The sequence below is a fragment of the Pantoea pleuroti genome, assembly GCF_014156615.1.
Taxonomy (GTDB): domain Bacteria; phylum Pseudomonadota; class Gammaproteobacteria; order Enterobacterales; family Enterobacteriaceae; genus Pantoea; species Pantoea agglomerans.
This window is the reverse complement of record NZ_SBFD01000001.1, coordinates 217,467-242,214: the sequence shown is the minus strand read 5'-3', so window position 1 is coordinate 242,214 and position 24,748 is coordinate 217,467. Positions and strand designations below refer to the sequence as shown.

Below are 24,748 nucleotides of genomic sequence, written 5' to 3'. Positions count from 1 at the left end.
AGGTAATCCTTAACATCAGGGGGAACGCAGTAATAACCGGTTGTCCGCTGTCGGTTTGAATACTGGGGCTATGTTAGCCTGGCAGGCCCGCTGGCGTAAGTGTGATGCGCGGCGTTAGCGATCGTTCGCACAGGAACCGTGCAAAAAGCAGGGCTGAAATGCACCCTGCCGGAACCGGACAAGCATTGTAGTCAGAAGTAACGGACGAAGGGCGCCGTGTCAGGTGGGAGCACCGTAGTGCTGGATTTGAGTTGCGGGGTGCCCAGATAGAGAAAGCCGACGATGGCATCCTGTTCGCGGCAGCCAAACCCCTGGCGTACCTGCTCGTCATCGGTCCAGGGACCACTGCGCCAGATACCGTTGTAACCCTGAGCGACGGCCGCCATCTGCATGGCCATCACTGCACAGCTTGCCGAGGCGATCTGCTCCCAGCGCGGCACTTTGTGGTGCTCTTCACAATGTGCCACCACCGTAATGATCATCGGTGCCCGAAACGGTGACTGGCTCGCTTTGTTAATCGCCTTTTCATCCAGCTGTTTATCGCGTGCTGCCTGCTCCAGCAGCTGGCTCAGACGGTCGCGACCTTCATTTTCCACAATGATAAAGCGCCAGGGTTGCAGCGTGCCGTGATCCGGGGCGCGCATGCCGGCCCGCAGGATATTTTCCAGTGCGTCACCCGCAGGTGCCGGCTCAGTCAGGCGTGAGGCCGAACGTCGGTTGACCAGTAATTCCAGTGCGTCCATGTTTCTCTCCCGATCTCTGTAATGTTGCCGTTATCCTGGCACAGGCAGATTTTTTGTAACAGTGCGCAGTGATTTCCTGCTGACTTTTAACACGCCGCTCTTTAGGATGAGCTCGTCGGGGAAGTCTGGTCCGCGCGGCGGCCACTTCCTGCTACATATTTATGGAGAGTCTGATGCGCACATTGTGGCGAATAATTGCAGGTCTGTTCCGCTGGAGCTGGCGGGTACTGAATTTTATCAGGGAATTTATTCTGAATATTTTCCTGATTTTGTTGATTGTGGTGGGTGTAGGGATCTGGCTGCAGGTCAGCGGGTCGGGCGGCAGTTCAGCGCCGATTCAGCAAGGCGCACTGAAAGTGGATCTCAGCGGCGTGCTGGTGGATAAACCGTCGGTAAGCAATCGTCTGAGCAAAATTGGCCGCCAGCTGCTGGGTGCCAGCAGTGATCGCTTACAGGAAAATTCGCTGTTTGATGTGGTCGACGCTATTCGTCAGGCAAAAGATGACAGCAACATTAAAGGCATGGTGCTCGATTTACGCGAATTTGCCGGTGGCGATCAGCCTTCACTGCAATATGTGGGTAAAGCGCTGCGCGAATTCCGCGACAGCGGCAAGCCGATTTATGCACTCGGCGACAGCTACAGCCAGGCGCAGTATTACCTTGCCAGCTACGCCACCAAAATCTATCTGTCGCCACAGGGCACCGTAGATCTGCATGGTTTCGCCACCAACGGACTCTATTACAAAACCCTGCTGGAGAAGCTGAAAGTCACCTCGCACGTCTTCCGTGTCGGAACCTACAAATCAGCGGTTGAGCCGTTCCTGCGTGACGACATGTCCCCTGCCGCACGGGATGCAGACAGCCGCTGGGTCGGTCAGCTGTGGCAGAACTACCTGAACACCGTGGCAGCGAATCGCCAGATTACGCCGGAACAACTCTTCCCCGGTGCTGCTGCGATTATTGCCGGATTAAACGCCGTGAAAGGCGATACCGCGCAATATGCGCTGGATAACAAGCTGGTCGATGCCCTGGGTTCACGTGCGGCAGCCGATCAGGAGCTGGTAAAAACCTTTGGTCTGGATAAGCAGAGCAACGATTACCGTAGCGTCAGCATCTATGACTACAGCGTGAAAACCACCTCCACGCAGCAGGATGGCAACATCGCGGTAGTCATGGCCAGCGGTGCCATCATGGACGGTGAAGAGACGCCGGGCAACGTCGGTGGCGACACGACGGCGGCACAGATCCGCGATGCGCGTCTCGATCCGAAAATCAAAGCGATTATTCTGCGGGTGAACAGCCCGGGTGGCAGCGTCACCGCCTCGGAAGCGATTCGTGAAGAGCTGGCGGCAGCGCAGGCGGCCGGTAAGCCGATTGTGGTCTCGATGGGAGGCATGGCCGCGTCCGGCGGTTACTGGATCTCAACGCCTGCCAGTTACATTGTGGCGAACCCCAGCACGCTGACTGGCTCGATTGGCATCTTCGGCGTAATCAATACGCTGGAGAACAGCCTGGACAGTATCGGCGTGCACACCGACGGTGTTGCGACCTCACCGCTGGCGGATATCTCAACCACCAAAGCGCTGCCAACGGAAGTGCAGCAACTGATGCAGCTGACTATCGAAAATGGCTACCGCAACTTTGTCGGTCTGGTGGCGAAGTCACGTCATAAAACGCCAGAGCAGATTGATGCCATTGCACAGGGCCACGTCTGGACCGGCAGCGATGCGAAAGCCAATGGTCTGGTTGATGCACTGGGTGACTTCGATGATGCCGTGAAAAAGGCGGGCGAGCTGGCGAAAGTCAGTAAGCCGCAGCTGAGCTGGTATCAGGATGACCCGAGCTTCCTGGATATGATGCTGAGTCAGATGAACGCGTCGGTGCAGGCTGTCCTGCCTGATACGCTGAAAGCCTGGCTGCCAGCACCGATGCTGGATGTGATGAGTGCCATGAAAGCCCAGCCTGGTCTGTTCGACAAGCAGAACGATCCTCAGAACCGTTATGCATTCTGCCTGAACTGCGGCGAAGTGCGATAAACCTCGCAGCCCGGCCGCTGGTCGGGCTGCTTTTCCCCGCTATTCCCCTTATACTGCGCGTTTTATGGCGAGTCTGAGTTCTCTAATGCAAAAGAAAAACATCTACGTAGCCTACACTGGCGGGACGATCGGTATGCAGCGTTCGGCGCAGGGTTATATTCCCGTCTCCGGACACCTGCAGCAACAGCTGGCTAACATGCCGGAGTTCCACCGCCCTGAGATGCCTGATTTCACCATTCATGAATATCAGCCGCTGATCGACTCTTCCGACATGACCCCGCAGGACTGGCAGTCTATCGCAGAAGATATCCGTCAGAACTACGATCGCTATGATGGTTTTGTGATCCTGCATGGCACCGACACCATGGCATTTACCGCCTCAGCACTCTCCTTTATGCTGGAAAATCTGGCCAAGCCGGTTATCGTCACGGGCTCGCAGATTCCATTAGCGGAATTACGTTCAGATGGTCAGCAGAATCTCTTAAATTCGCTCTATGTGGCAGCCAACTATCCGATCAGCGAAGTGTCGCTGTTTTTCAATAACACGCTCTATCGCGGTAACCGGACCACCAAGGCACATGCAGATGGCTTCAACGCCTTTGCTTCGCCCAACCTCTCTGCGCTGCTGGAAGCGGGCATTCATATTCGTCGTCTCAATACACCACCTGCTCCAGCCGGTCAGGGCGAACTGAAGGTTCACACCATTACACCTCAGCCCATTGGCGTGGTCACCATCTATCCCGGGATTTCAGCCGACGTTGTGCGTAACTTTCTGCGTCAGCCAGTCAAAGCATTGATCCTGCGCTCCTATGGTGTGGGTAATGCACCGCAGAACAAGGAATTTCTGGCAGAATTGCAGCAGGCCAGCGAGCGTGGCATCGTGGTGGTAAATCTCACCCAGTGTATTTCCGGCAAAGTGAATATGGGCGGATACGCTACCGGCAATGCGCTGGAACATGCTGGTGTCATCAGCGGATTTGACCTCACCGTGGAAGCGGCGCTGACAAAGCTACACTTTTTACTCAGCCAGGATCTTTCGGCCGATCAAATCCGTGCCAGAATGCAGCAGAATTTGCGCGGCGAACTGACTGAAGACTGAAACGGAGCGATATGTAATGAAGCGGGCACTCATCATTATTGATATTCAGAACGATTTTTGCCCCGGCGGCCCGATGGCAGTCCATGAGGGTGACCATACGGTCGAGGTGGCAAATCGTTATGCGCGACTGTTCCGTGAAAACGGGGAATGCGTACTGGCACTGCAGGACTGGCATCCGGCCGATCACGGCAGCTTTGCCTCAATTTCCGGCGAACCGGTCTACACGCTGGGCGAGTTAAATGGTCTGGCCCAGATCTGGTGGCCCGATCACGGCATTCAGGGCTCAGCTGGCGCTGATTTTCATCCGGGTCTGGATCGCTCACTGTTCGATGCGACGTTCCATAAGGGCCAGGATCAGGATGTCGACAGCTATAGCGCCTTTTTTGACAATGGTCATCGCCGTAAGACCGAGCTGGACAGCTGGCTGCGTGAGCGTGGGATCACCCATCTGGTGATGCTGGGGCTGGCGACGGATTACTGCGTAAAATATAGCGTGCTGGATGCGCTGGAGCTGGGTTATCACGTTGAGGTGGTTAAAGAGGGCTGCCGGGGGGTCAATCTGAATCCTGAAGACAGTGAAATTGCCTTTGCCCAGATGACCGCTCAGGGTGCCATTCTGATTTAAAATGGAGCTGGCATGACGCCAGCTCTTTTTAATGCAGATGGATGCGGGTCACGTCAGGGTCAATTCCAAACTCTTCTTTGAGCTCTTTTTTCGACTTCATCACCATTTCGCCACCTTTGCCGATGGTCATGTGCTGCGGCGCGTCGTTGTGCCGCGCCTGCCACATCATGACCAGCTGCAGGCAATTGTCGCGCTGCTCCTGAGTCAGTGCCACGCCATCCGGCCACTTACCAATCTCAACCGCCGTGGCAAGACGCTGATAGACTTCAGGCGTCATCGATGCAAGCATTGCTTCAAGCTGTTCCTTCATCGCCTTTACCCTTTGGTCTGTTCGCCCTGCTCGTCGGTGAAATTCAGCGAGGCGGAGTTAACACAATAGCGTTCGCCGGTCGGCTGAGGGCCGTCAGGGAAGACATGTCCCAGGTGCGCATCGCAGCTGCCACAGCGGATCTCAATACGCTGCATACCGTGTGAATCATCTTCTATATAGCGAATCGCATCATCACTGACCGGCTGGTAGAAACTGGGCCAGCCACAGCCCGAGTCATACTTCGTCTCAGAGAGAAAAAGTGGCGCCTCACAGATCAGACAGTGATAGATCCCTTCCTGCTTGTTGTGCAGCAGTGCGCCGCTGTAAGGCGGTTCCGTTCCGCGTTGCTGAGTGACGTAGCGTTGCATTTCGGTCAACTGTGCAATTTTTGCTTCGGGTGCGGTGTCTTTAGCCATTTTAGGATTCCGGGCAGTGCCATTCTGAAAAATTCGACTATTATTCTAACAAATGATCAACATAACCCGGGTCTTTTTTTGTGCTCACCCTTTCAGCCTGCTCTCTGCTAAGCGGATTTGTGACATCGATCACCTTTTATCCGGAGCATCCCTATATATTCGGCGATTGATTCAACGAAGCGCGATATCATTGGCGGCGCGCAAGCGGTTGCGCATCGAATAATTCCTTTCAGGCGAATTGATTTGTCGCAACAATTGACACGATTCCGCTTGACGCCTGGTAAGGTTTTTGTAATTTTACAGGCAACCTTTTATTCACTAACCAATAGCTGGTGGAATATATGACTATCAAAGTAGGTATCAACGGTTTCGGCCGTATCGGTCGCATCGTTTTCCGTGCTGCTCAAAAGCGTTCTGACATCGAAATCGTTGCTATCAACGACCTGCTGGACGCGGATTACATGGCGTACATGCTGAAGTATGACTCTACTCACGGTCGTTTCGACGGCACCGTAGAAGTTCAGGATGGCGCACTGGTGGTTAACGGTAAAAAAATCCGTGTTACCGCTGAACGTGATCCGGCCAACCTGAAGTGGGATGAAGTAGGCGTTGACGTTGTTGCTGAAGCAACCGGTATCTTCCTGACCGACGAAACCGCGCGTAAACACATCACCGCAGGTGCTAAGAAAGTCGTTCTGACCGGTCCATCTAAAGATGACACCCCAATGTTTGTTCGTGGTGCAAACTTCGACAAATATGATGGCCAGGATATCGTGTCTAACGCATCCTGTACCACTAACTGCCTGGCACCGCTGGCAAAAGTGATCAACGACAAGTTTGGCATCGTTGAAGGTCTGATGACGACCGTTCACGCCACCACTGCTACCCAGAAAACCGTTGATGGCCCGTCTCATAAAGACTGGCGCGGCGGCCGCGGCGCATCGCAGAACATCATTCCTTCATCAACTGGCGCAGCTAAAGCCGTTGGTAAAGTTCTGCCAGAGCTGAACGGCAAACTGACCGGTATGGCATTCCGCGTACCAACCCCTAACGTTTCCGTTGTTGACCTGACCGTGCGTCTGGAAAAAGCGGCTTCTTACAAAGAAATCTGTGCTGCAATCAAAGCGGCTGCAGAAGGTGAGATGAAAGACGTGCTGGGCTACGTTGAAGATGACGTGGTTTCTACCGACTTCAACGGCGAAATCCTGACTTCAGTGTTTGACGCTAAAGCCGGTATCGCGCTGAACGACAACTTTGTGAAACTGGTTTCCTGGTACGACAACGAAACTGGCTACTCAAACAAAGTTCTCGACCTGATTGCACTGGTTTCTGCTAAATAAGGCAGCCAGACATCATTGAGAATAAGGGCGACTTCGGTCGCCCTTTTTTTGATCCGCTCAGGAAGGAATCGAACATGCAAGATAAACTGTTTTCTCTGCCGGTGGTCACGCAGATCTCCCCTTACCTCACCCAGCGCCAGATTGGCGAACTCCCCGCCATTGTGGTGAGTCACCCGAAAGTGCGGGCAGCCATTACGCTTCAGGGCGCGCACCTGATTGCCTGGCAACCCAGCGGCGAAAAGCCGGTACTCTGGCTGAGCGATAAGAGTCTCTTTGCACCGGGTAAGGCGATTCGTGGCGGCGTTCCGATCTGCTGGCCGTGGTTCGGCCCGGCGGGCGAACCGGCACACGGCTTTGCGCGGGTTCAGCCGTGGAAGCTCACGGCGCATGATGAAAATGAAGATGGCGTCATGCTGACGCTGGTGCTGGAGAGCAACCCTCAGACGCTGAAGCTCTGGCCGCATGAGTTCACCCTGATTGCCCGCTTCCGGCTGGGCCAGCATTGTGAGATAGAGCTGGAAGCCTATGGTGACTTTGAAGCGACGGCGGCTCTGCACAGCTACTTTACCGTCAGCGACATCAACGGTGTGGAAGTCTCGGGCCTGGGCAACAGCTATATCGACAAAGTGAATAACGGCGAGGTGGCCAGCAGCGACGGCAAACAGCGTTATCCTGGGCGTATCGACCGTATCTTTACCGCAGCAGAAGACTGCTCAGTGATTAATGATACTGCGGGCGAGCGGCAGATCGAGGTGTACCACCATCATCATAGTGACGTTGTCACCTGGAATCCTGGTGTGGAACTCTCCTGCAGCATGACGGATATGGCGAATGAGGGCTATAAGACCATGGTCTGTGTGGAGACTGCGCGTATCAGCAAACCGTTACGCAGCGCGGGTGAAAAGCCAGCACGACTGGCCACGACGTTCCGCCTCAAAAAGAGAGCCGCAGCCAGCGATAACGTTAACGGCTAAACAATATCCAGCGGCAACTTATGCTGTGGCGCTGGCCAGGCGCGATCGATGAGCTGCAAATCCTCATCGGTCAGTTCCACCTCCAGCGCCGCCGCATTTTCCTGAACGTGGGCCACGGAACTGGCTTTAGGAATGGCAATCACCCCTGGCTGACGAATTACCCAGGCCAGCAGTAATTGCGCCACGCTGATGCCCTTCTGCTGTGCAATCTGAGTCAGCTGAGGATCGGTGAAGAGTGAGTCACGTAGCCGTCCGGCCTGGGCCAGCGGACAGTAGGCCATGACCGGTACGCCACGCTGCTGACATGCCGGCAGCAGATCAAATTCAATGCCGCGTGAAGCCAGATGATAGAGCACCTGATTGGTCGCGCAGGCCTCGCCCTTCTCTTCATCCCACAGTTCAGCCATATCGTCGGTATCGAAATTGGATACGCCCCAGTGACGAATTTTGCCCTGCTGCTGCAGGCGTTCCATGGCGCGCAGTGTCTCTTCCAGCGGAATATTGCCGCGCCAGTGCAACAGGTAGAGATCGAGATAATCGGTTTGCAGACGGCGCAGGCTGCGCTCACAGGCTGCAATGGCATCCACTTCGCCCGCATTCCACGGATAAACTTTGGAGACCAGCAGCGCCCGATCGCGACGGCCCAGCAGTGCCTGCCCGACCACCTCTTCGGCTCCGCCATCTGCATACATTTCAGCGGTATCAATAAGCTGTAATCCGCACTCAAGACCCGCCTGCAGAGCAGCGACTTCATCAGCACGTTGCGCCGGGTTTTCACCCATATACTAGGTGCCCTGACCAATAACAGGCAGATCGCTAAAACCGGCAAAGTTAATCGTGTTACGCATTCTGCTCTCCCGCCCCATTCTGAGGCCCTGTAAAAGAACAGAGGGCATTAAATGCCCTCTTTTGGTGCGTTATCAGAAGGTATAGCTGACACCCGTCCAGATTAACGCCTGCCCGCTTTTATCAATCATCGGGCTGTCTTTGATTTCGCTGTCGAAGCGGACGTAACGTCCCATGACGCTGGCATTCCACTGCGGCGCAATCTGATAGCTGGCGCTCAGTTCCACATAAGGCGACCAGCTGTCATCCGGGTTGTAACGGCTGATGCCGGTACGGGCGCTTTCATGCCCGGATACCCCATAGTAATAACGGTTTTGATTGGCGCTATTCCATGTGGCCCCGATGCCCGGCGTCAGGCTGAAGTCACCCATCTGGAAGCGATAGAGGTATGTCAGGTCCCAGATTATCCCGTTGCTGTTATTGAGCACATCACCCAGTAATGAGGTACGGACAATCCCCCAGTCCGCAGTGTGACGATAGGTTGCGCCACCCATCAGCGTCATGCGGCGTTTATCCAGCCCTTTCATGTCGCCCAGGTCGTTGTCGCTGGGTTTGTACTCCTGCGGTGACCCCAGCAGGGTCAGTGACAGCTGGTTCTGGGGATCTTTCCACAGGTAGTAGCCGCCCTGCAGGCTGCGGAACCAGAAGTCTTCACCCTCATAATTGATAACCGGAACCGGGATATACCGGTCCTGGCCGCCGCGATAAGGTGATTCGGCATAGATGACCGACGCACCAATGGAAAGCGGTGCGGCATTCACGTGTGTGGCCAGTAAATAACAGGGCAGAAGTGCAACAAGCGTCTTAAATTTGAATTGGTTCACAATTTATTCATTCCATAAATATAACAATCAAACAGGAAGTCTAACGTTTTTTCACGGCTGGATTAACTTATATCGAAATCCTTTAAGTGACTAACCGATGAAAGTGGCATTAAAGGTTAAAAACACGTTAAGTTAAAGCATCACCCATATGAACGCATCTCACAACAGACCCGCTGTACAGTTGATCTTCCCCTCATTAACCCAAACCCGTGGAGGAAATTTCCTAGAAGCCATCTACAGTTAGAAGTAACAGCAGACATTTTGTACGAGCAGAGTAACCACAAAAGTTGTGTATCCCGATAAGAAAGATCAGGTTGGCATAAGGGTTGCTGTACTCAACAGAGAATATCTTCCGGGAGCTGCTATAAGCCTCTAATTACGCTCCTTACCTGTGCTAAAAACGAAAGGACGGGCATCGCTATGAATATATTCGATCACTATCGTCAGCGTTATGAAGCTGCCAAGGACGAAGAGTTCACACTGCAGGAATTTCTTGCTATCTGTAAGCAGGATCGCAGTGCATACGCCAACGCTGCAGAGCGACTGTTAATGGCTATCGGAGAGCCGGTAATGGTCGATACTGCTCAGGAGCCACGCCTTTCCAGAATATTCTCCAACCGTGTGATGGGACGCTATCCGGCGTTCGAGGAGTTTTACGGCATGGAGGAAGCGATTGAACAGATCGTCTCCTATCTGAAACATGCCGCTCAGGGACTGGAAGAGAAGAAACAGATCCTCTATTTACTGGGGCCGGTAGGTGGCGGTAAATCCTCACTGGCGGAACGGCTTAAGTCGCTGATGCAGCGGGTGCCCATCTATGTACTGAGCGCCGACGGGGAACGCAGCCCGGTTAATGACCACCCTCTCTGCCTGTTTAATCCGCAGGAAGATGCGCATATTCTCGAAAAAGAGTATGGCGTGCCGCGCCGTTATCTCGGCACGATCATGTCGCCGTGGGCCGCTAAGCGACTGCACGACTTTGGCGGCGATATCTCGCGTTTCAAAGTGGTGAAAGTCTGGCCGTCAATCCTGGAACAGCTGGCGATTGCTAAAACTGAACCGGGTGATGAGAACAACCAGGATATCTCCGCGCTGGTTGGTAAAGTGGATATCCGTAAACTGGAAAACCACGCGCAGAACGATCCTGATGCTTACGGTTACTCCGGCGCACTCTGCCGTGCGAACCAAGGGATCATGGAATTCGTTGAGATGTTTAAAGCGCCTATCAAAGTGCTGCACCCCTTACTGACGGCGACGCAGGAGGGAAACTACAACGGCACCGAGGGGATTTCGGCGCTGCCGTTCAACGGCATTATTCTGGCGCACTCCAATGAATCAGAGTGGGTGACGTTCCGAAACAACAAGAATAATGAGGCGTTCCTTGACCGTGTTTATATCGTCAAGGTGCCCTACTGCCTGCGGGTCTCGGAAGAGATCAAAATCTACGACAAGTTACTTAATCACAGTGAGCTGGCGACCTCGCCCTGCGCACCGGGTACGCTGGAGACGCTGGCACGCTTCTCAATCCTGTCTCGTCTCAAGGATCCGGATAACTCCAGCATCTATTCCAAAATGCGGGTCTATGATGGTGAAAGCCTGAAAGATACCGACCCTAAGGCGAAGTCCTGGCAGGAGTATCATGATTACGCCGGTGTGGATGAGGGGATGAATGGCCTGTCGACCCGCTTTGCCTTTAAGATTCTGTCGCGGGTGTTTAACTTTGACCACGCCGAAGTGGCAGCCAACCCGGTGCACCTGTTCTATGTACTGGAACAGCAGATTGAGCGCGAACAGTTCCCTCAGGATCAGGCTGAGAAATACCTTGAGCATCTCAAAGGCTATCTGATCCCCAAATATGCTGAGTTTATTGGCAAAGAGATTCAGACCGCCTATCTGGAATCTTACTCTGAGTATGGTCAGAACATCTTTGACCGCTATGTGACCTATGCCGACTTCTGGATTCAGGATCAGGAGTATCGCGATCCTGACACCGGACAGCTGTTTGATCGTGAATCGCTCAACGCAGAACTGGAGAAAATCGAGAAGCCCGCAGGCATCAGTAACCCGAAAGATTTCCGTAACGAGATCGTCAACTTCGTGCTGCGCGCCAGGGCACACAATAACGGTCGCAACCCGAACTGGACCAGTTACGAGAAATTACGCACCGTGATTGAGAAGAAAATGTTCTCGAATACGGAAGAGTTGCTGCCGGTGATCTCGTTTAATACCAAGACCTCTACCGATGAGCAGAAAAAACATGATGATTTTGTCGATCGCATGATGGAAAAAGGCTATACCCGCAAACAGGTTCGCCTGCTGTGTGAATGGTATTTGCGTGTGCGTAAATCGTCCTGATAAGAGTCTGTAAGCTTGCCGGTAAGTGATACCGGTCTGACAAGGTCGGGTTCGCCCGGCCTGCTTACAATGTAGTTTGGGGGAATACCATGGCCTATTTCATCGATCGCCGACTTAACGGCAAAAACAAGAGCGCGGTAAACCGCCAGCGCTTCTTGCGCCGTTATAAGTCGCAAATTAAGCAGTCGATCTCCGAGGCCATCAATAAACGCTCGGTGACCGATGTAAGCAGCGGTGAGTCTGTCTCTATCCCGATTGACGACATCAATGAGCCGATTTTCCATCAGGGACGCGGTGGCAACCGCCATCGGGTCCATCCGGGCAACGACCATTTTGTGCAGAATGACCGGGTCGAGCGCCCGCAGGGTGGTGGTGGCGGCGGCAGTGGCCAGGGCAATGCCAGCCAGGATGGTGAAGGTCAGGATGAGTTTGTCTTCCAGATATCGAAAGATGAGTATCTGGACCTGCTGTTTGAAGATCTCGCCCTGCCTAACCTGCGCCGGAACCAGCATCGCCAGTTGAATGAGTATAAGACCCACCGTGCCGGTTTCACCTCCAACGGTGTACCTGCCAATATCAGCGTCGTACGTTCGCTGCAGAACTCGCTGGCGCGTCGTACGGCGATGACGGCGGGTAAACGCCGGATGCTGCACGAACTGGAAGAAACGCTGCGGGAGATTGAGAACTCTGAACCGGCTCAGCTTCTTGAAGAGGAGCGGCTGCGTAAAGAGATCGCCGAGTTGCGGGCGCGTATCGAACGGGTGCCTTTTATCGACACCTTCGACCTGCGCTACAAAAACTTTGAGAAACGGCCGGAGCCTTCCAGCCAGGCGGTGATGTTCTGTCTGATGGATGTATCCGGATCCATGGATCAGGCCACCAAGGATATGGCGAAACGCTTCTATATCCTGCTCTACCTGTTCCTGAGCCGCACCTACAAGAATGTCGATGTGGTTTATATTCGTCATCACACGCAGGCCAAAGAGGTGGATGAACAGGAGTTCTTCTACTCCCAGGAGACCGGTGGCACCATCGTTTCCAGTGCGCTGAAACTCATGGATGAGGTGGTGAAAGAGCGCTATGACCCGGCGCAGTGGAACATCTATGCTGCACAGGCGTCGGATGGCGATAACTGGGCCGACGATTCACCGCTCTGTCACGAGATCCTTGCGAAGCATATTCTGCCGGTGGTGCGTTATTACAGTTATATCGAGATTACCCGCCGTGCACATCAGACGCTGTGGCGCGAGTATGAGCATCTGCAGGCGACGTTCGATAACTTTGCTATCGAACATATTCGTGAGCCGGAAGATATCTACCCGGTGTTCCGATCGCTGTTCCATAAACAGGCAACGGAAGCCTGATGCACTAAGCCGGCTCATCGCCGGCTTTTTTTATCTTCCGAATAACCTGCTAAAACAGTCTGTTTTCTGCCGCTTGCCTGCCAACCCCCTCATTCTTCACATTAATCTGATTCCATACGCTGTTAAGCAATTCGTATAATGATCATTTTCACAATGACAACTCCTTGATAAAACATTATCTTTCAGAGATAGCATGGATATTTGTCACCAGTCGCTGCACCGCACTGTCATATCTCAGGAGATCGGGTTTGAACCACACTATTGTCTACAGTCTGTTTATCATCGGTTCCGTGCTGGTCGCATCGAGCATTCTGCTCAGCTCTTTCTCATCCAGACTGGGTATCCCCATTCTGGTGATCTTCCTTGCTCTGGGCATGCTGACCGGGGTTGATGGCATCGGCGGCATCGCCTTTGATAACTATCCGGCGGCTTACTTAATCTCGAACCTGGCGCTGGCGATTATCCTGCTGGATGGCGGCATGCGGACCAAAGCCAGCTCATTTAAAGTCGCCCTGGGGCCAGCGCTGTCGCTGGCGACCGTCGGGGTCATGATTACCGCAGGCTTAACCGGTGTGGTCGCCGCCTGGTTGTTTAACCTGGATATGATGCAGGGCTTCCTGATTGGCGCGATTATCGGCTCCACGGATGCCGCCGCCGTCTTCTCACTGCTGGGTGACAAAGGCCTGAATGAGCGCGTCAGCTCCACGCTGGAGATTGAATCGGGCAGTAACGATCCGATGGCGGTGTTCCTGACCATTACGCTGATTGAGATGATCGAACAGGGCCGCAGCGGCCTTGACTGGATGTTCCTGGTGCATCTGGTGCAGCAGTTTGGGCTGGGTATTGTGCTTGGCCTGGGCGGCGGCTGGGCGCTGCAGCAGCTGATTAACCGTATCAGTCTGGCCGGTGGGCTCTATCCGCTGCTGGCGTTGAGTGGCGGCATTCTGGTGTTCGCCCTGACCACGGTATTAGAGGGCAGCGGCATCCTCGCGGTCTATCTTTGCGGCTTTTTACTGGGCAACAGGCCGATTCGCAACCGTCACGGCATTCTGCAGACCTTTGACGGCATGGCGTGGCTGAGTCAGATTGGCATGTTCATCGTGCTGGGACTGCTGGTCACCCCGTCTGATTTGTGGCATATCGCGGTTCCGGCGATGATCCTCTCGCTATGGCTGATTCTGGTGGCGCGCCCACTGTCGGTCTTTATTGGTCTGCTGCCGTTTCGCAGTTTTACCACCCGCGAACGCGTCTTTATCAGCTGGGTCGGTTTACGCGGCGCGGTGCCGATTATCCTTGCGGTCTTCCCGATGATGGCCGGATTAGAAAACGCGTCGCTCTATTTTAATATCGCCTTCTTTGTGGTGCTGGTCTCTCTGATGTTGCAGGGCACCTCGCTGGGCTTTGCAGCGAAAAAAGCCAAAGTGGTGGTTCCGCCTACCGCATCGCCTATCAGCCGTATCGGCCTGGATATTCACCCCGAAAACCCATGGGAGCAGTTCGTCTACCAGCTCAGCGCTGACAAGTGGTGCGTCGGCGCCGCACTGCGTGACCTGAAGATGCCACGTGAGACCCGCATCGCCGCCCTGTTCCGTGACAATGTGCTGATGCATCCGAATGATGGAACGCGGCTCAGGGAGAACGACGTCATCTGCGTGATTGGCCGTGAGCGCGATCTGCCGGCGCTGGGTAAAATGTTCAGCCAGTCACCGCCCGTTTCCCTCGACCAGCGTTTCTTTGGTGACTTTATTCTGGATGCTGAAGCTCGCCTGCGCGATATTGCGCAGATTTACGGACTGGAACTGGATGAGAACACCAACGATCAGCAGTCGCTGGGACAACTGGTGCTGAGTATGCTGGGCGGCGCGCCGGTGGTTGGCGATCAGGTTGAGTGGAATCAGCTAACGTGGACCGTCGCGGAGAAAGAGGATAACCGTATTGTGAAGATTGGTGTCCGTCCGGCTGAAGAGAAGGAATAATCCTAATCATTCAGCCACGTTATTTTCTGTCGATACGCTAAGCTTAAATGTCTATGCCAGCAAAAACGGGAGAAATGAATGGGACACGTGGTTAAAATTGGTCGTTATGAGATTGTTGATGCCGATCTTGACAGTGAGAACCTCGACACCGTCAGCATCCCCTGTCACACCAATCCCGGCTTAATTACCCAACTTGATGGCTGGGATCGCGATACCAGCGTCCCGGCATGGATTGACGGAGAACCGGTGGATCTGCAGATTGGTCATTACGATAAACAGCAGGACCGCTGGATTTTAAAAAAACCTGCCTGAGTCCGTTATCACTACCGCCAGTCGTAAGATTTGGCGGTAATTCCTAAAAAGCGTCTTAAACAGTTTGGTTATAACCAACCCCCGCCTTATTTTATCCAGTAAAAACCAAAACTTAGCCATTTAAAACTTTAATCACTTTTGATGTTTTCAGATTTTTTCCGTATTAACTCTGTCAAATAACTCCTGCATACTCATTCTCAATGCTGCAACATTTCGTGAGTACTATCACGCTTTAGCCGTTATCTTTTTTGCAGCTGCACTGGCTTTACTGACTGCAACAGACTGAAAATTATTTTTTAATTTTTCAGAAGCCCACCCCTGAGCGCGTACATGATTCTGGTCAGGCCATCTTTTACTTGAGAAAGAGAGCAGGTTTTATGGCAAGTACATTGATAATGAATAGCCCGAGCCGCTCGTGGAGCGGCACGCGTAAAAATATCATCGTGAAATTCGCCCTGAGCTTTTCCGATCTGATTGCACTTAACCTCGCACTGTTTTTATCTGCCGCGACGATACAGGGTATTTGGGGCGAGCTGGATACCTTTATTCCACCCCATCAAATTGAATATCGTTTTGTGGCACAGTTTATTATGTCCGTCATGTGTACCGGCTGGTTCTGGGTACGCCTGCGTCACTACACCTATCGCAAACCCTTCTGGTTTGAGTTGAAAGAGATCATTAAAACATTATTTGTTTTCTCGCTGCTCGACCTTGCGTTGATCGCCTTCTCTAAATGGGATTTCTCCCGCATGGTGTGGGTCTTCAGCTGGACATATGCCCTGCTGCTGCTGCCGCTGATGCGTGCTCTGGTTAAACGCGCCATTCACAAGGCGGGTCAGTGGCAGAAAGAGACCATCATTATTGGCTCCGGCAGAAACGCCACCGAAGCTTACGCGGCGCTGCAGAGTGAAGAGATTCTGGGCTACAACGTACAGGCCTTTATCTCGGTCGATGATGTCCCGGCTCAGCAGAGCGTGAATGGCGTGCCGGTGATCACCTGGAAAGATATCAACTGGCAGACCATTGACCGTGACAACGTGCAGTTTATTGTGGCTATGGAGTATGAGCAGCAGCCGATGCGCGATCGCTGGCTGAAATTCCTGTCGAAAATGAACTGCCGTTCAGTTTCAGTGATCCCGACGCTGCGCGGCGTGCCGCTTTACGGCACCGACATGTCCTTTATCTTCAGCCATGAAGTAATGATTCTGCGTGTCAGCAACAACCTTGCGAAACACTCCTCCCGTTTCATGAAGCGCGCCTTTGATATCGTGGTGGCGTCGATGCTGCTGCTGTTCCTCGGCCCAATCTTCGCCCTGCTCTGCTATATGGTGAAACGTGATGGCGGCAATGCCATTTATGGTCACGAGCGTGTGGGCCAGAATGGCAAAAAATTCAAATGTCTGAAATTCCGTTCCATGGTGACCAATTCCAAAGAGGTGCTGGAGAAATTACTGGCAACCAGTGAAGAGGCCCGGATTGAGTGGGACAAAGATTTCAAACTGAAGAATGACCCGCGCGTGACCCGGATTGGTAGTTTCCTGCGTAAAACCAGCCTCGACGAGTTGCCGCAGCTGTGGAACGTGATTCGTGGCGAGATGAGCCTGGTTGGCCCGCGTCCCGTGATTGAAGCTGAGCTGGAGCGTTATGCCGGTGATGTCGACTACTACCTGATGGCCAAGCCGGGTATGACCGGTCTGTGGCAGGTCAGCGGACGTAACGATATCGACTACGACACCCGCGTCTATTTTGACTCCTGGTATGTCAAAAACTGGGCGCTCTGGACCGATATTGCGATCCTGTTCAAAACCGCAGGCGTGGTGTTACGTCGCGACGGCGCTTACTAATCAGACCTCTGCGATGCCTGTTTACAGCAGGCATCGCACTTTCCGCACGACTTCCTCTATCTTTTTTGCCGCTGAATCATTACCCTCTGCGATCGTTTTTTAACAGAACGCTTACCCTCTGGTTGTTATGCAAAAATTTACTCTGCTGTTATTAAGCCTGGTGCTGCTGGCACCCTTAGGCATCGATCTCTATTTGCCCACGCTGCCACAAATCGCAGAAGGGCTGGAAACGCCGGTTAATCTGGTGCAGACCACCATTCCCCTGTTTCTGCTGGTCATGGGGCTGGGACAACTGGTGACCGGCCCGCTGGTGGACAACTATGGCCGTAAGCCGATTGCCCTGCTGGGCCTGGCGCTTTACATCACGGGGAGTGCCATCGCCGCCACCGCCACCTCATTCCCGCTGTTCGTCCTTGCCCGCCTGGTGCAGGGCTGTGGCGTCTGCTGCAGCGCGGTCGTGGCCTTTAGCGGCGTGCGTGACCGCCTGAGCGGTGATGATGCCGCCCGTGCGTATGGCTTCCTGAATGGCGCATTAAACATCGTTCCGGCTCTGGCTCCGCTGCTGGGCGGTTTGCTGGCCAGCGCCTTTGACTGGCGCGCGCCCTTCTGGTTTCTCTGCGCCTACGGCGTGCTGATTACGCTGCTGGTGATTATCTGGCTGCCAGAGACGCGTCCGGCGGATACCCTGCGGGTGAAAGGATTACCGATTAAACAGTATGCCGCGATCCTGCGTCAGCCGCGCTTTCTGGCGTTCGCGTTCGCCAATGCCGGTGCACTGGGCATGGTGCTGACCTACGTGTCGCTGGCACCGCAGGTATTAATGACCGAAGGCGGGCTGACGCCAATCCAGTTCTCTTTTGCTTTTGGCGCCAACGGTTTCTGGATCATGTTTGTCAGCATGTTCGTCAATAAAGCGATTCGCAAAGCGGGTCGCCCTTTCTGCCTGGCGATGGGGTTTTTCACTATGCTGCTGGGCGCGGTGCTGCTGGTAGCGGGGATGCAGATCTTCCCGACGGAGATGCAGACGCACTGGGCGCTTTACATGTTCCCGGTAGCCGTTTCAGTTGCCGGGCTGGCCTTTACGGTGGGACCGGCCACCAGCTATGCGCTGGAGCCCTATCAGCAACAGGCGGGCGTGGCGTCCGCCTTGCAGGGATTCATTCAGATGGCTGGTGGCGCGTCAGGCAGTCTTGTCATTGTGGCGCTGCCGGTGGCGGAGAAGCTGTCGCTGAGTCTGATGATGCTGCTGGGTGCAGCGCTGGCCTTTATCGCCTGGCGCTGCAGCAGAAAGATGCGCGGTAGCCTGACCGCGCTTAAATAACCGTGACCGGAACGCGGGGTGCGAGCGCGCACATCAGCTCGTACCCTACCGTTCCGGCCGCTTTTGCCACCTGATCGATTTTTACCTGCTCCCCCCACAGTTCCACGGCTGAGCCAATACCGGCCTGGGGACAGGGGGTTAAATCCACGGTGATCATATCCATCGAAACCGCACCAACCACCTGAGTCATCACGCCATCGACACAGACGGGCGTACCCGTCGGGGCATGCCGTGGATAGCCATCCGCGTAGCCACAGGCCACCACGCCAATTCGCTGCGCTGCACTGGCGTGATAGCGGTAGCCGTAACCCACTCCATCGCCCGCCTGTAGCTGCTGGACCGCAATAATCTCACTGCTTAAGGTCATCACCGGCTTCAGGCCACTGCCTGCAATGTCCTGCCAGTCACCGCTGGGCGACGCGCCATACAGAATGATGCCGGGACGGACCCAGTCAAAGTGCGCTTCAGGATGCCATAGGGTGCAGGCGGAGTTGGAGAGCGATCGCGGACAGTTCAGCCCCTCAGCCGCCTGCTCTACGCGCTGCAATGGCGCAATCAGACCCTGCGGATTTTCCGCATCGGCAAAATGGGCCATCAGCGTCATCTCACCTACAGTGCTCAGCGCCCGCAGCTTTTGCCATGCACCGTTGACCTGTTCCGGGCGAAAACCCAGCCGGTTCATCCCGCTGTTCATTTTGAGATAGATATCAACCGGTGCTGCGAGTCTGGCACTGGCCAGCGCGTTGATTTGCCAGTTACTGTGTACGCTGGTGGTGAGACGATAACGGTCAATCAGCTGCAGATCCTCTGGCTTGAAGAAACCTTCCAGCAGCAGAATCGGCTTTTTCCAGCCCTGTTCGCGCAGCTGGATTGCCTCTTCCATATTAAGAAGCGCGAAGCCGTCAGTGGCAGATAACGCCTCGCGCACGCGATCAATGCCATGGCCATAAGCATTAGCTTTCACTACTGACCAGACGCGGGAGGCGGGTGCCGCCTGGCGAACAACAGTCAGGTTATGACGTAACGCCTGCTGGTTGATGGTAGCGACAATCGGACGTGACATCCTCTCTCTCCCTGAATACTTAACGAGTTGCGTTGGCGTTACGCAGCGGCGATGAGGTCGCCGCGAAACCGGGTAAGTAGCGGAACACCGCTAAGTCATCCGCCGCAATGGCCGGCTTTTTACCGGAGATAAGATCGGCCAGCAGCTGACCAGAACCACACGCCATCGTCCAGCCCAGCGTACCGTGACCGGTATTGAGCCAGAGATTAGAGATCGGTGTGGCACCCACAATCGGCGTACCGTCTGGCGTCATCGGACGCAGACCGGTCCAGAAACTCGCCTGCGCGAGATGACCGCCTTCAGGATAGAGATCACTGACCACCATCTCCAGCGTTTCCCGCCGCGCTTCGGTGAGTTTGGTGTTAAAACCAACAATTTCTGCCATCCCGCCGACACGAATACGATCGTCAAACCGCGTCACCGCCACTTTGTAGGTCTCATCCAGGATAGTTGAAACCGGTGCGGCATCAGGATTTTTAATCGGAATAGTGAGTGAATAGCCTTTCAGCGGATAGACCGGAATATCGATGACATTTTTTAACAGCGCGGTCGAGTAGGAACCAAACGCCACCACATAGTGGTCTGCCTTGATGATCTCATCACCGCACTTCACGCCATAGATGCGATTGCCATCGCGCAGCAGGTGGTCGACCGGAGTATTAAAGCGGAAGACTACGCCCGCCTCTTCGGCCATTTGTGCCAGCCGCTGAGTAAAGAGCTGACAGTCGCCGGTTTCATCATTGGGCAGGCGTAATCCGCCGGTGAGTTTATGCTGGGTTGCCGCCAGTGCCGGTTCAACGCGAGACAGTTCATGCGCCTGCAGCAGCTCATAGGGCACACCCGCGTCGCGCAGCACAGCAATATCTTTGCTGGCGCTGTCGAACTGCTGCTGAGTACGGAACAGTTGTAGCGTACCGCCCTGACGGCCCTCATAGGCGATGCCGGTTTCACTGCGCAACGCTTTCAGACAGTCACGGCTATATTCGGCAATCCGCACCATGCGGCTTTTGTTCTGCTGATAGTGATTGATGTCGCAGTTGCGCAGCATGTGCCACATCCACTCCAGTTGAAAACTACTGCCATCCAGCCGGATAGCCAGTGGCGCGTGGCGCTGAAACATCCACTTCACCGCTTTCAATGGCACGCCGGGCGCAGCCCAGGGTGCGGCATAACCCGGTGAGATCTGACCGGCATTCCCCGCACTGGTCTCCATCGCTGCGGCGGGCTGACGATCAATGACCGTCACCTGATGTCCGGCACGCGCCAGATACCAGGCACTCGCCACCCCGACCACACCACTTCCAAGAATTACAACGTGCATAGCTCCCCCACCCGACCTGTAAAAGCATAATTCACTGTTCAACTGATGATAGTCAGCGGATTTACATAGCGGACACCACCACAGAATTTCACCATCCATTTCACATCTTTTTTACTTTTCAGGTAACTAAAATCTTGTCGCGCGGCCAATTTCAGCGCTTTATGCGTCTTAATCCTTAAACACAGAAATAAATGACAACGAAGGCAGTTAAATCTGCCTGTTGCAGGAGATTCATTCAACCCCATACATTCCGCTTATAAACAGGATTAGATTTCGATATTTATAATACAGTCAGAATTAAAGGCTGCTAAATCCCCTGCCACACGACTCTTAATGATTTTGTGCCAAAGAATTCGTTTGAGTTCGCATTTCGGATAAGCGACAGTGGGCTATCATTGTTGTGTTCGCTCAGTTTTTTTCGGGTTCCCTTTTTCAGGATGAAGCCTTAAATAACCAGAACGGGTTGTCTTTCGGGTCAGCCGGTTTGCAAAAAAGAGGTGCGCTATGACGACAATCTTTGACGAAGCCATCAGAGACAGCAAACGACTCAATGACGGACCAGACTGGACATTCGAACTGCTTGATGTCTACTTAGCCGAGATCGACCGGGTTGCTAAACTCTACCGGCTTGATACCTACCCGCACCAAATCGAAGTGATTACCTCTGAACAGATGATGGACGCCTACTCCAGCGTCGGCATGCCAATCAACTATTCACACTGGTCATTCGGCAAAAAGTTTATCGAGACCGAGCAGCGCTATAAGCATGGTCAGCAGGGTCTGGCCTATGAGATTGTCATCAACTCTAATCCCTGCATCGCCTACCTGATGGAAGAGAACACCATGACCATGCAGGCGCTGGTGATGGCGCATGCCTGCTATGGCCACAACTCTTTCTTTAAAAATAACTATCTGTTCCGCAGCTGGACGGATGCCGGGTCGATTGTCGATTACCTCTTGTTCGCCAAAAACTATATCAGTGACTGCGAAGAGCGCTATGGCGTCGAAGAGGTAGAGCGGCTGCTCGACTCCTGCCATGCCTTAATGAATTATGGCGTCGATCGCTATAAGCGCCCGCAGAAGATCTCTCTGCAGGAGGAGAAGGCGCGGCAGAAAAGCCGTGAGGAGTATCTGCAAAGTCAGGTGAACACCCTGTGGCGAACGCTGCCACGGCGTGAGAAAGAGGCCGTGACCTTTGAAGCCGCGCGCTACCCCTCTGAGCCGCAGGAAAACCTGCTCTATTTTATGGAGAAAAACGCCCCGCTGCTGGAGTCATGGCAGCGTGAGATCCTGCGCATTGTGCGCAAGGTGAGCCAGTATTTCTATCCGCAGAAACAGACCCAGGTGATGAATGAAGGCTGGGCGACATTCTGGCACTACACCATCCTCAATCACCTCTATGATGAAGGCAAAGTGTCGGAACGCTTTATGATGGAGTTCCTGCACAGCCACACCAACGTCGTGTTTCAGCCGCCCTATAACAGTCAGTGGTATAACGGCATCAACCCCTATGCCTTAGGGTTCGCGATGATGCAGGATATCAAACGTATCTGTCAGTCGCCGACCGAAGAGGATCGCTACTGGTTCCCGGATATCGCCGGTTCCGACTGGCTGGAAACGCTGCATTTTGCGATGCGCGAGTTCAAGGATGAGAGTTTTATCAGCCAGTTCCTGTCGCCGAAGGTCATGCGAGATTTCCGTCTGTTTACCGTACTGGATGATGACCGCAACAACTATCTCGAAATTGCCGCGATCCACGATGAAGCGGGCTACCGGGCGATTCGCCAGCAGCTCTCCGCGCAGTACAACCTGAGTAATCTCGAACCGAATATTCAGGTCTATAACGTCGATCTGCGCGGTGACCGTTCCCTGACCCTGCGCTATGTGCCGCAGAGCCGCACGCCGCTGGATAAGAGCCGTCGCGAGGTGCTGAAGCATGTGCATCGTCTGTGGGGATTTGATGTGATTCTGGAACAGCAGAACGAGGATGGCAGCGTAGAGTTGCTGGATCGTAATCCACCACGCGGTTCGTCACTCTGATGGGTTAAAACAATAAACCGGACGCGATGTCCGGTTTTTTTTAACGCTTACTGCCGAGATCGTCGGGCAGATTCTTCTGCATACTGTGCCAGATTTCACCGCTGCGGCGGCCGTAGTTGCGCACCACATCCACAATCTCATCCTGTCCGGGCTCTTTGTCGCACAGTTCCAGCAGTTTGAGATAGAAATCGCGCGCGACCTGCCGGGCTTCCGGATTAGAGAAGTAGTGGCGGCCAACGCGGGTGTAGAGCCCTTTCAGGCCATTCAGGATCAGACCGTAAATCGGGTTACCTGACGCAAACGCCAGACCGCGGAACACCCGGTAGTCGAGTTCGGTATAGGCATCAGCCTGATCGGCAGCCGCACTGACGGTTTCCAGCACTTCGCGTGCTTTGTCCGGATGATGGCGCAGCGCACGGCTGATAAAGATCGATGAAAGATTGCTGCGTACCGACAGCAGGTTGTCGATTAGCACCGGAACGCTGTCGTGATCGAGACGGGCCAGCGTTTCCAGAATATTCAGGCCGGACGTCTCCCAGAAATCGTTCACCCGCGTCGGTTTACCATGCTGAATAGTCAGCCAGCCATCGCGCGCCAGGCGCTGCAGCACTTCACGCAAGGTGGTGCGCGTCACCCCAATCAATTCAGAAAGCTCACGCTCAGCAGGAAGAATCGACCCTGGCGGAAAGCGACTGTTCCAGATGCTTTCAATAATATACTCTTCAGCAAATCCCGCTGGACTCTGAGCCTTTATAACCATAGCAATGTGTTCTCGTTGCTTTTCTAATCATGATGGGCACTCATCATACCAGACGCCCTATAGCGGATATAGCCTGAGTAACCATTAAAACCGGGCGCAGGCGCATATTTCAGCATGGCTGACCGCAGTATCAGCGGCTTCGGGATCACGGGCGGGCTGAATGGCTTTCTGCGCTGAAATGGCGCGTGCCACAGCACCGCTGAGTGTCAGCGTTCAGGCGCCCTGAAAGCGCAGAACGCTGGCAGCATATAACCCGCGCCTGCCGTTTCGCCTCCTGACCGCATGCGATCGTCTCTGTCGCCGCTGCGGATCTCCCCGCGCTTCACTGACGGTCGTTCTGCAGATAAGGTCCGGCTTATCCTCATTTAACCTGCTCTGGATCAGAATCAGGTCATGTTTGCACACGATTTTTCCCTGCCCCTGGCTGGTTTGCAAACGCTTTTGGTTTACACTGCGTGGCATTAACGTTTACAGGGAATGCAATATGTTGCGATATCTGAATCAATGCTCACGTGGTCGCGGAGCCTGGTTACTACTGGCACTGACTGCACTTGCACTGGAATTAACAGCACTCTTTTTTCAGCACGTAATGGGCCTGAAGCCCTGCGTGATGTGTATTTATGAGCGCAATGCGCTGTTTGGTGTGCTGGGCGCGGGTCTGGTCGGTGCGATTGCGCCGAAATCGCCGTTGCGTCTGGCGGCGCTGGCGTTGTGGATCTACAGTGCCTGGGAAGGTCTGCGTCTCTCTTATGAACATACCATGATTCAGCTGCACCCTAACCCCTTCACCACCTGTGATTTTGCTGCGCGATTCCCCAGCGGCTTACCGCTGGATAAGTGGCTGCCGTCGGTGTTTCTTGCCAGCGGTGACTGTGCAGAACGCAGCTGGACTTTCCTGACGCTCAGCATGCCGCAGTGGATGATTGTGGTGTTCGCCGGTTATCTGCTGGTCGCGGCGCTGGTGCTGATAGCCCAGCCGCTGAAACCTAAACGTCGCGATCTCTTTGGTCGCTGAGATCAAAAAAGGCTGCCACTGGCATAATGCCAGTCAGTGATAACGCAGTCTGGTGTCGGGCCTGCTCTGAAACTTCAGTGTGTATTGTCAGAAAGGGCACGAGAGTGAAGGCCTGTGCGCCTCTGCTGCTGAAAGGGCTATCCGCAGCGCTGAGGCGTGACGCC

Annotated in this window: 20 protein-coding genes and 1 pseudogene; 13 read left to right on the top strand and 8 right to left on the bottom strand. The window is 54.1% G+C overall.

The window, feature by feature from the left end; genetic code table 11:
* Positions 1-191 precede the first annotated feature (191 nt).
* Positions 192-743 (bottom strand): NAD(P)H nitroreductase, encoded by a 552-nt coding sequence (locus EPG66_RS01260; protein WP_031592757.1) that lies wholly within the window; start codon positions 741-743, stop codon positions 192-194.
* Between the two features lie 173 nt (positions 744-916).
* On the opposite strand from EPG66_RS01260, the gene sppA reads away from it, so the two are divergent.
* From sppA to pncA, 3 genes are all read left to right on the top strand, one after another.
* Positions 917-2,779: a signal peptide peptidase SppA gene (gene sppA, locus EPG66_RS01255; protein WP_022625563.1), complete on the top strand. Its 1,863-nt coding sequence runs from the start codon at positions 917-919 to the stop codon at positions 2,777-2,779.
* A gap of 85 nt (positions 2,780-2,864) precedes the next feature.
* Positions 2,865-3,878 carry an asparaginase gene (gene ansA / locus EPG66_RS01250; protein WP_010260629.1) on the top strand — a complete coding sequence of 338 codons (1,014 nt, stop codon included), beginning with the start codon at positions 2,865-2,867 and terminating at the stop codon, positions 3,876-3,878.
* A 16-nt stretch (positions 3,879-3,894) separates the two neighbouring features.
* The gene (pncA, locus tag EPG66_RS01245) at positions 3,895-4,503 is read left to right on the top strand and encodes a bifunctional nicotinamidase/pyrazinamidase (RefSeq protein WP_031592761.1); all 609 of its coding nucleotides are present in this window, start codon (positions 3,895-3,897) and stop codon (positions 4,501-4,503) included.
* 28 nt (positions 4,504-4,531) lie between these two features.
* Here the strand turns inward: pncA and EPG66_RS01240 are convergent, their stop codons facing one another.
* Positions 4,532-4,813, bottom strand: a complete 282-nt coding sequence (locus EPG66_RS01240; RefSeq protein ID WP_003852750.1) for a YeaC family protein — start codon at positions 4,811-4,813, stop codon at positions 4,532-4,534.
* Positions 4,814-4,818: 5 nt separating this feature from the next.
* A complete protein-coding gene (gene msrB / locus EPG66_RS01235; protein WP_010670269.1) occupies positions 4,819-5,229 on the bottom strand; it encodes a peptide-methionine (R)-S-oxide reductase MsrB in 411 nt (136 codons plus the stop codon).
* A 341-nt stretch (positions 5,230-5,570) separates the two neighbouring features.
* On the opposite strand from msrB, the gene gapA reads away from it, so the two are divergent.
* On the top strand, positions 5,571-6,569 hold the full coding sequence (gapA, locus tag EPG66_RS01230; RefSeq protein ID WP_003852747.1) for a glyceraldehyde-3-phosphate dehydrogenase: 999 nt from the start codon (positions 5,571-5,573) through the stop codon (positions 6,567-6,569).
* Positions 6,570-6,643: 74 nt separating this feature from the next.
* On the top strand, positions 6,644-7,543 hold the full coding sequence (locus tag EPG66_RS01225) for a D-hexose-6-phosphate mutarotase (protein WP_031592764.1): 900 nt from the start codon (positions 6,644-6,646) through the stop codon (positions 7,541-7,543).
* Here EPG66_RS01225 and EPG66_RS01220 read toward each other — a convergent pair.
* A pseudogene (locus tag EPG66_RS01220) lies at positions 7,540-8,391 on the bottom strand (aldo/keto reductase). The gene EPG66_RS01225 and the pseudogene EPG66_RS01220 overlap by 4 nt on opposite strands.
* Positions 8,392-8,463: 72 nt before the next feature.
* Complete coding sequence (locus EPG66_RS01215; protein WP_031592766.1) at positions 8,464-9,213, bottom strand: MipA/OmpV family protein; 750 nt, start codon at positions 9,211-9,213, stop codon at positions 8,464-8,466.
* A 420-nt stretch (positions 9,214-9,633) separates the two neighbouring features.
* Between EPG66_RS01215 and yeaG the strand changes: the two genes are divergently transcribed.
* From yeaG to EPG66_RS01185, 6 genes are all read left to right on the top strand, one after another.
* Positions 9,634-11,568: a protein kinase YeaG gene (yeaG, locus tag EPG66_RS01210; protein ID WP_010260606.1), complete on the top strand. Its 1,935-nt coding sequence runs from the start codon at positions 9,634-9,636 to the stop codon at positions 11,566-11,568.
* 89 nt (positions 11,569-11,657) lie between these two features.
* Positions 11,658-12,932 (top strand): YeaH/YhbH family protein, encoded by a 1,275-nt coding sequence (locus EPG66_RS01205; RefSeq protein ID WP_031592767.1) that lies wholly within the window; start codon positions 11,658-11,660, stop codon positions 12,930-12,932.
* A 248-nt stretch (positions 12,933-13,180) separates the two neighbouring features.
* On the top strand, positions 13,181-14,908 hold the full coding sequence (locus EPG66_RS01200) for a potassium/proton antiporter (RefSeq protein ID WP_031592768.1): 1,728 nt from the start codon (positions 13,181-13,183) through the stop codon (positions 14,906-14,908).
* 78 nt (positions 14,909-14,986) lie between these two features.
* On the top strand, positions 14,987-15,220 hold the full coding sequence (locus EPG66_RS01195) for a DUF1480 family protein (protein WP_010260598.1): 234 nt from the start codon (positions 14,987-14,989) through the stop codon (positions 15,218-15,220).
* A gap of 377 nt (positions 15,221-15,597) precedes the next feature.
* The gene (gene wbaP / locus EPG66_RS01190; protein ID WP_029519111.1) at positions 15,598-17,064 is read left to right on the top strand and encodes an undecaprenyl-phosphate galactose phosphotransferase WbaP; all 1,467 of its coding nucleotides are present in this window, start codon (positions 15,598-15,600) and stop codon (positions 17,062-17,064) included.
* A gap of 127 nt (positions 17,065-17,191) precedes the next feature.
* Positions 17,192-18,385, top strand: coding sequence for a multidrug effflux MFS transporter (locus tag EPG66_RS01185; RefSeq protein ID WP_182685769.1), 1,194 nt, complete (start codon positions 17,192-17,194; stop codon positions 18,383-18,385).
* Here the strand turns inward: EPG66_RS01185 and dadX are convergent.
* The gene (gene dadX / locus EPG66_RS01180) at positions 18,378-19,448 is read right to left on the bottom strand and encodes a catabolic alanine racemase DadX (RefSeq protein ID WP_182685767.1); all 1,071 of its coding nucleotides are present in this window, start codon (positions 19,446-19,448) and stop codon (positions 18,378-18,380) included. The two genes, EPG66_RS01185 and dadX, sit on opposite strands and share 8 nt — an antisense overlap.
* A 19-nt stretch (positions 19,449-19,467) precedes the next feature.
* Positions 19,468-20,769, bottom strand: coding sequence for a D-amino acid dehydrogenase (locus EPG66_RS01175; RefSeq protein WP_182685764.1), 1,302 nt, complete (start codon positions 20,767-20,769; stop codon positions 19,468-19,470).
* 504 nt (positions 20,770-21,273) lie between these two features.
* On the opposite strand from EPG66_RS01175, the gene EPG66_RS01170 reads away from it, so the two are divergent.
* The gene (locus tag EPG66_RS01170; RefSeq protein ID WP_022625556.1) at positions 21,274-22,809 is read left to right on the top strand and encodes a SpoVR family protein; all 1,536 of its coding nucleotides are present in this window, start codon (positions 21,274-21,276) and stop codon (positions 22,807-22,809) included.
* Between the two features lie 40 nt (positions 22,810-22,849).
* On the opposite strand, the gene fadR is transcribed toward EPG66_RS01170, so the two are convergent.
* Entirely contained in the window at positions 22,850-23,569 is a 720-nt protein-coding gene (gene fadR, locus EPG66_RS01165; RefSeq protein ID WP_182685762.1) for a fatty acid metabolism transcriptional regulator FadR, read from the bottom strand.
* A gap of 484 nt (positions 23,570-24,053) precedes the next feature.
* Here fadR and dsbB point away from each other — a divergent pair, with 484 nt between their 5' ends.
* Positions 24,054-24,584, top strand: coding sequence for a disulfide bond formation protein DsbB (gene dsbB, locus EPG66_RS01160; RefSeq protein ID WP_010260580.1), 531 nt, complete (start codon positions 24,054-24,056; stop codon positions 24,582-24,584).
* Positions 24,585-24,748: the final 164 nt, after the last annotated feature.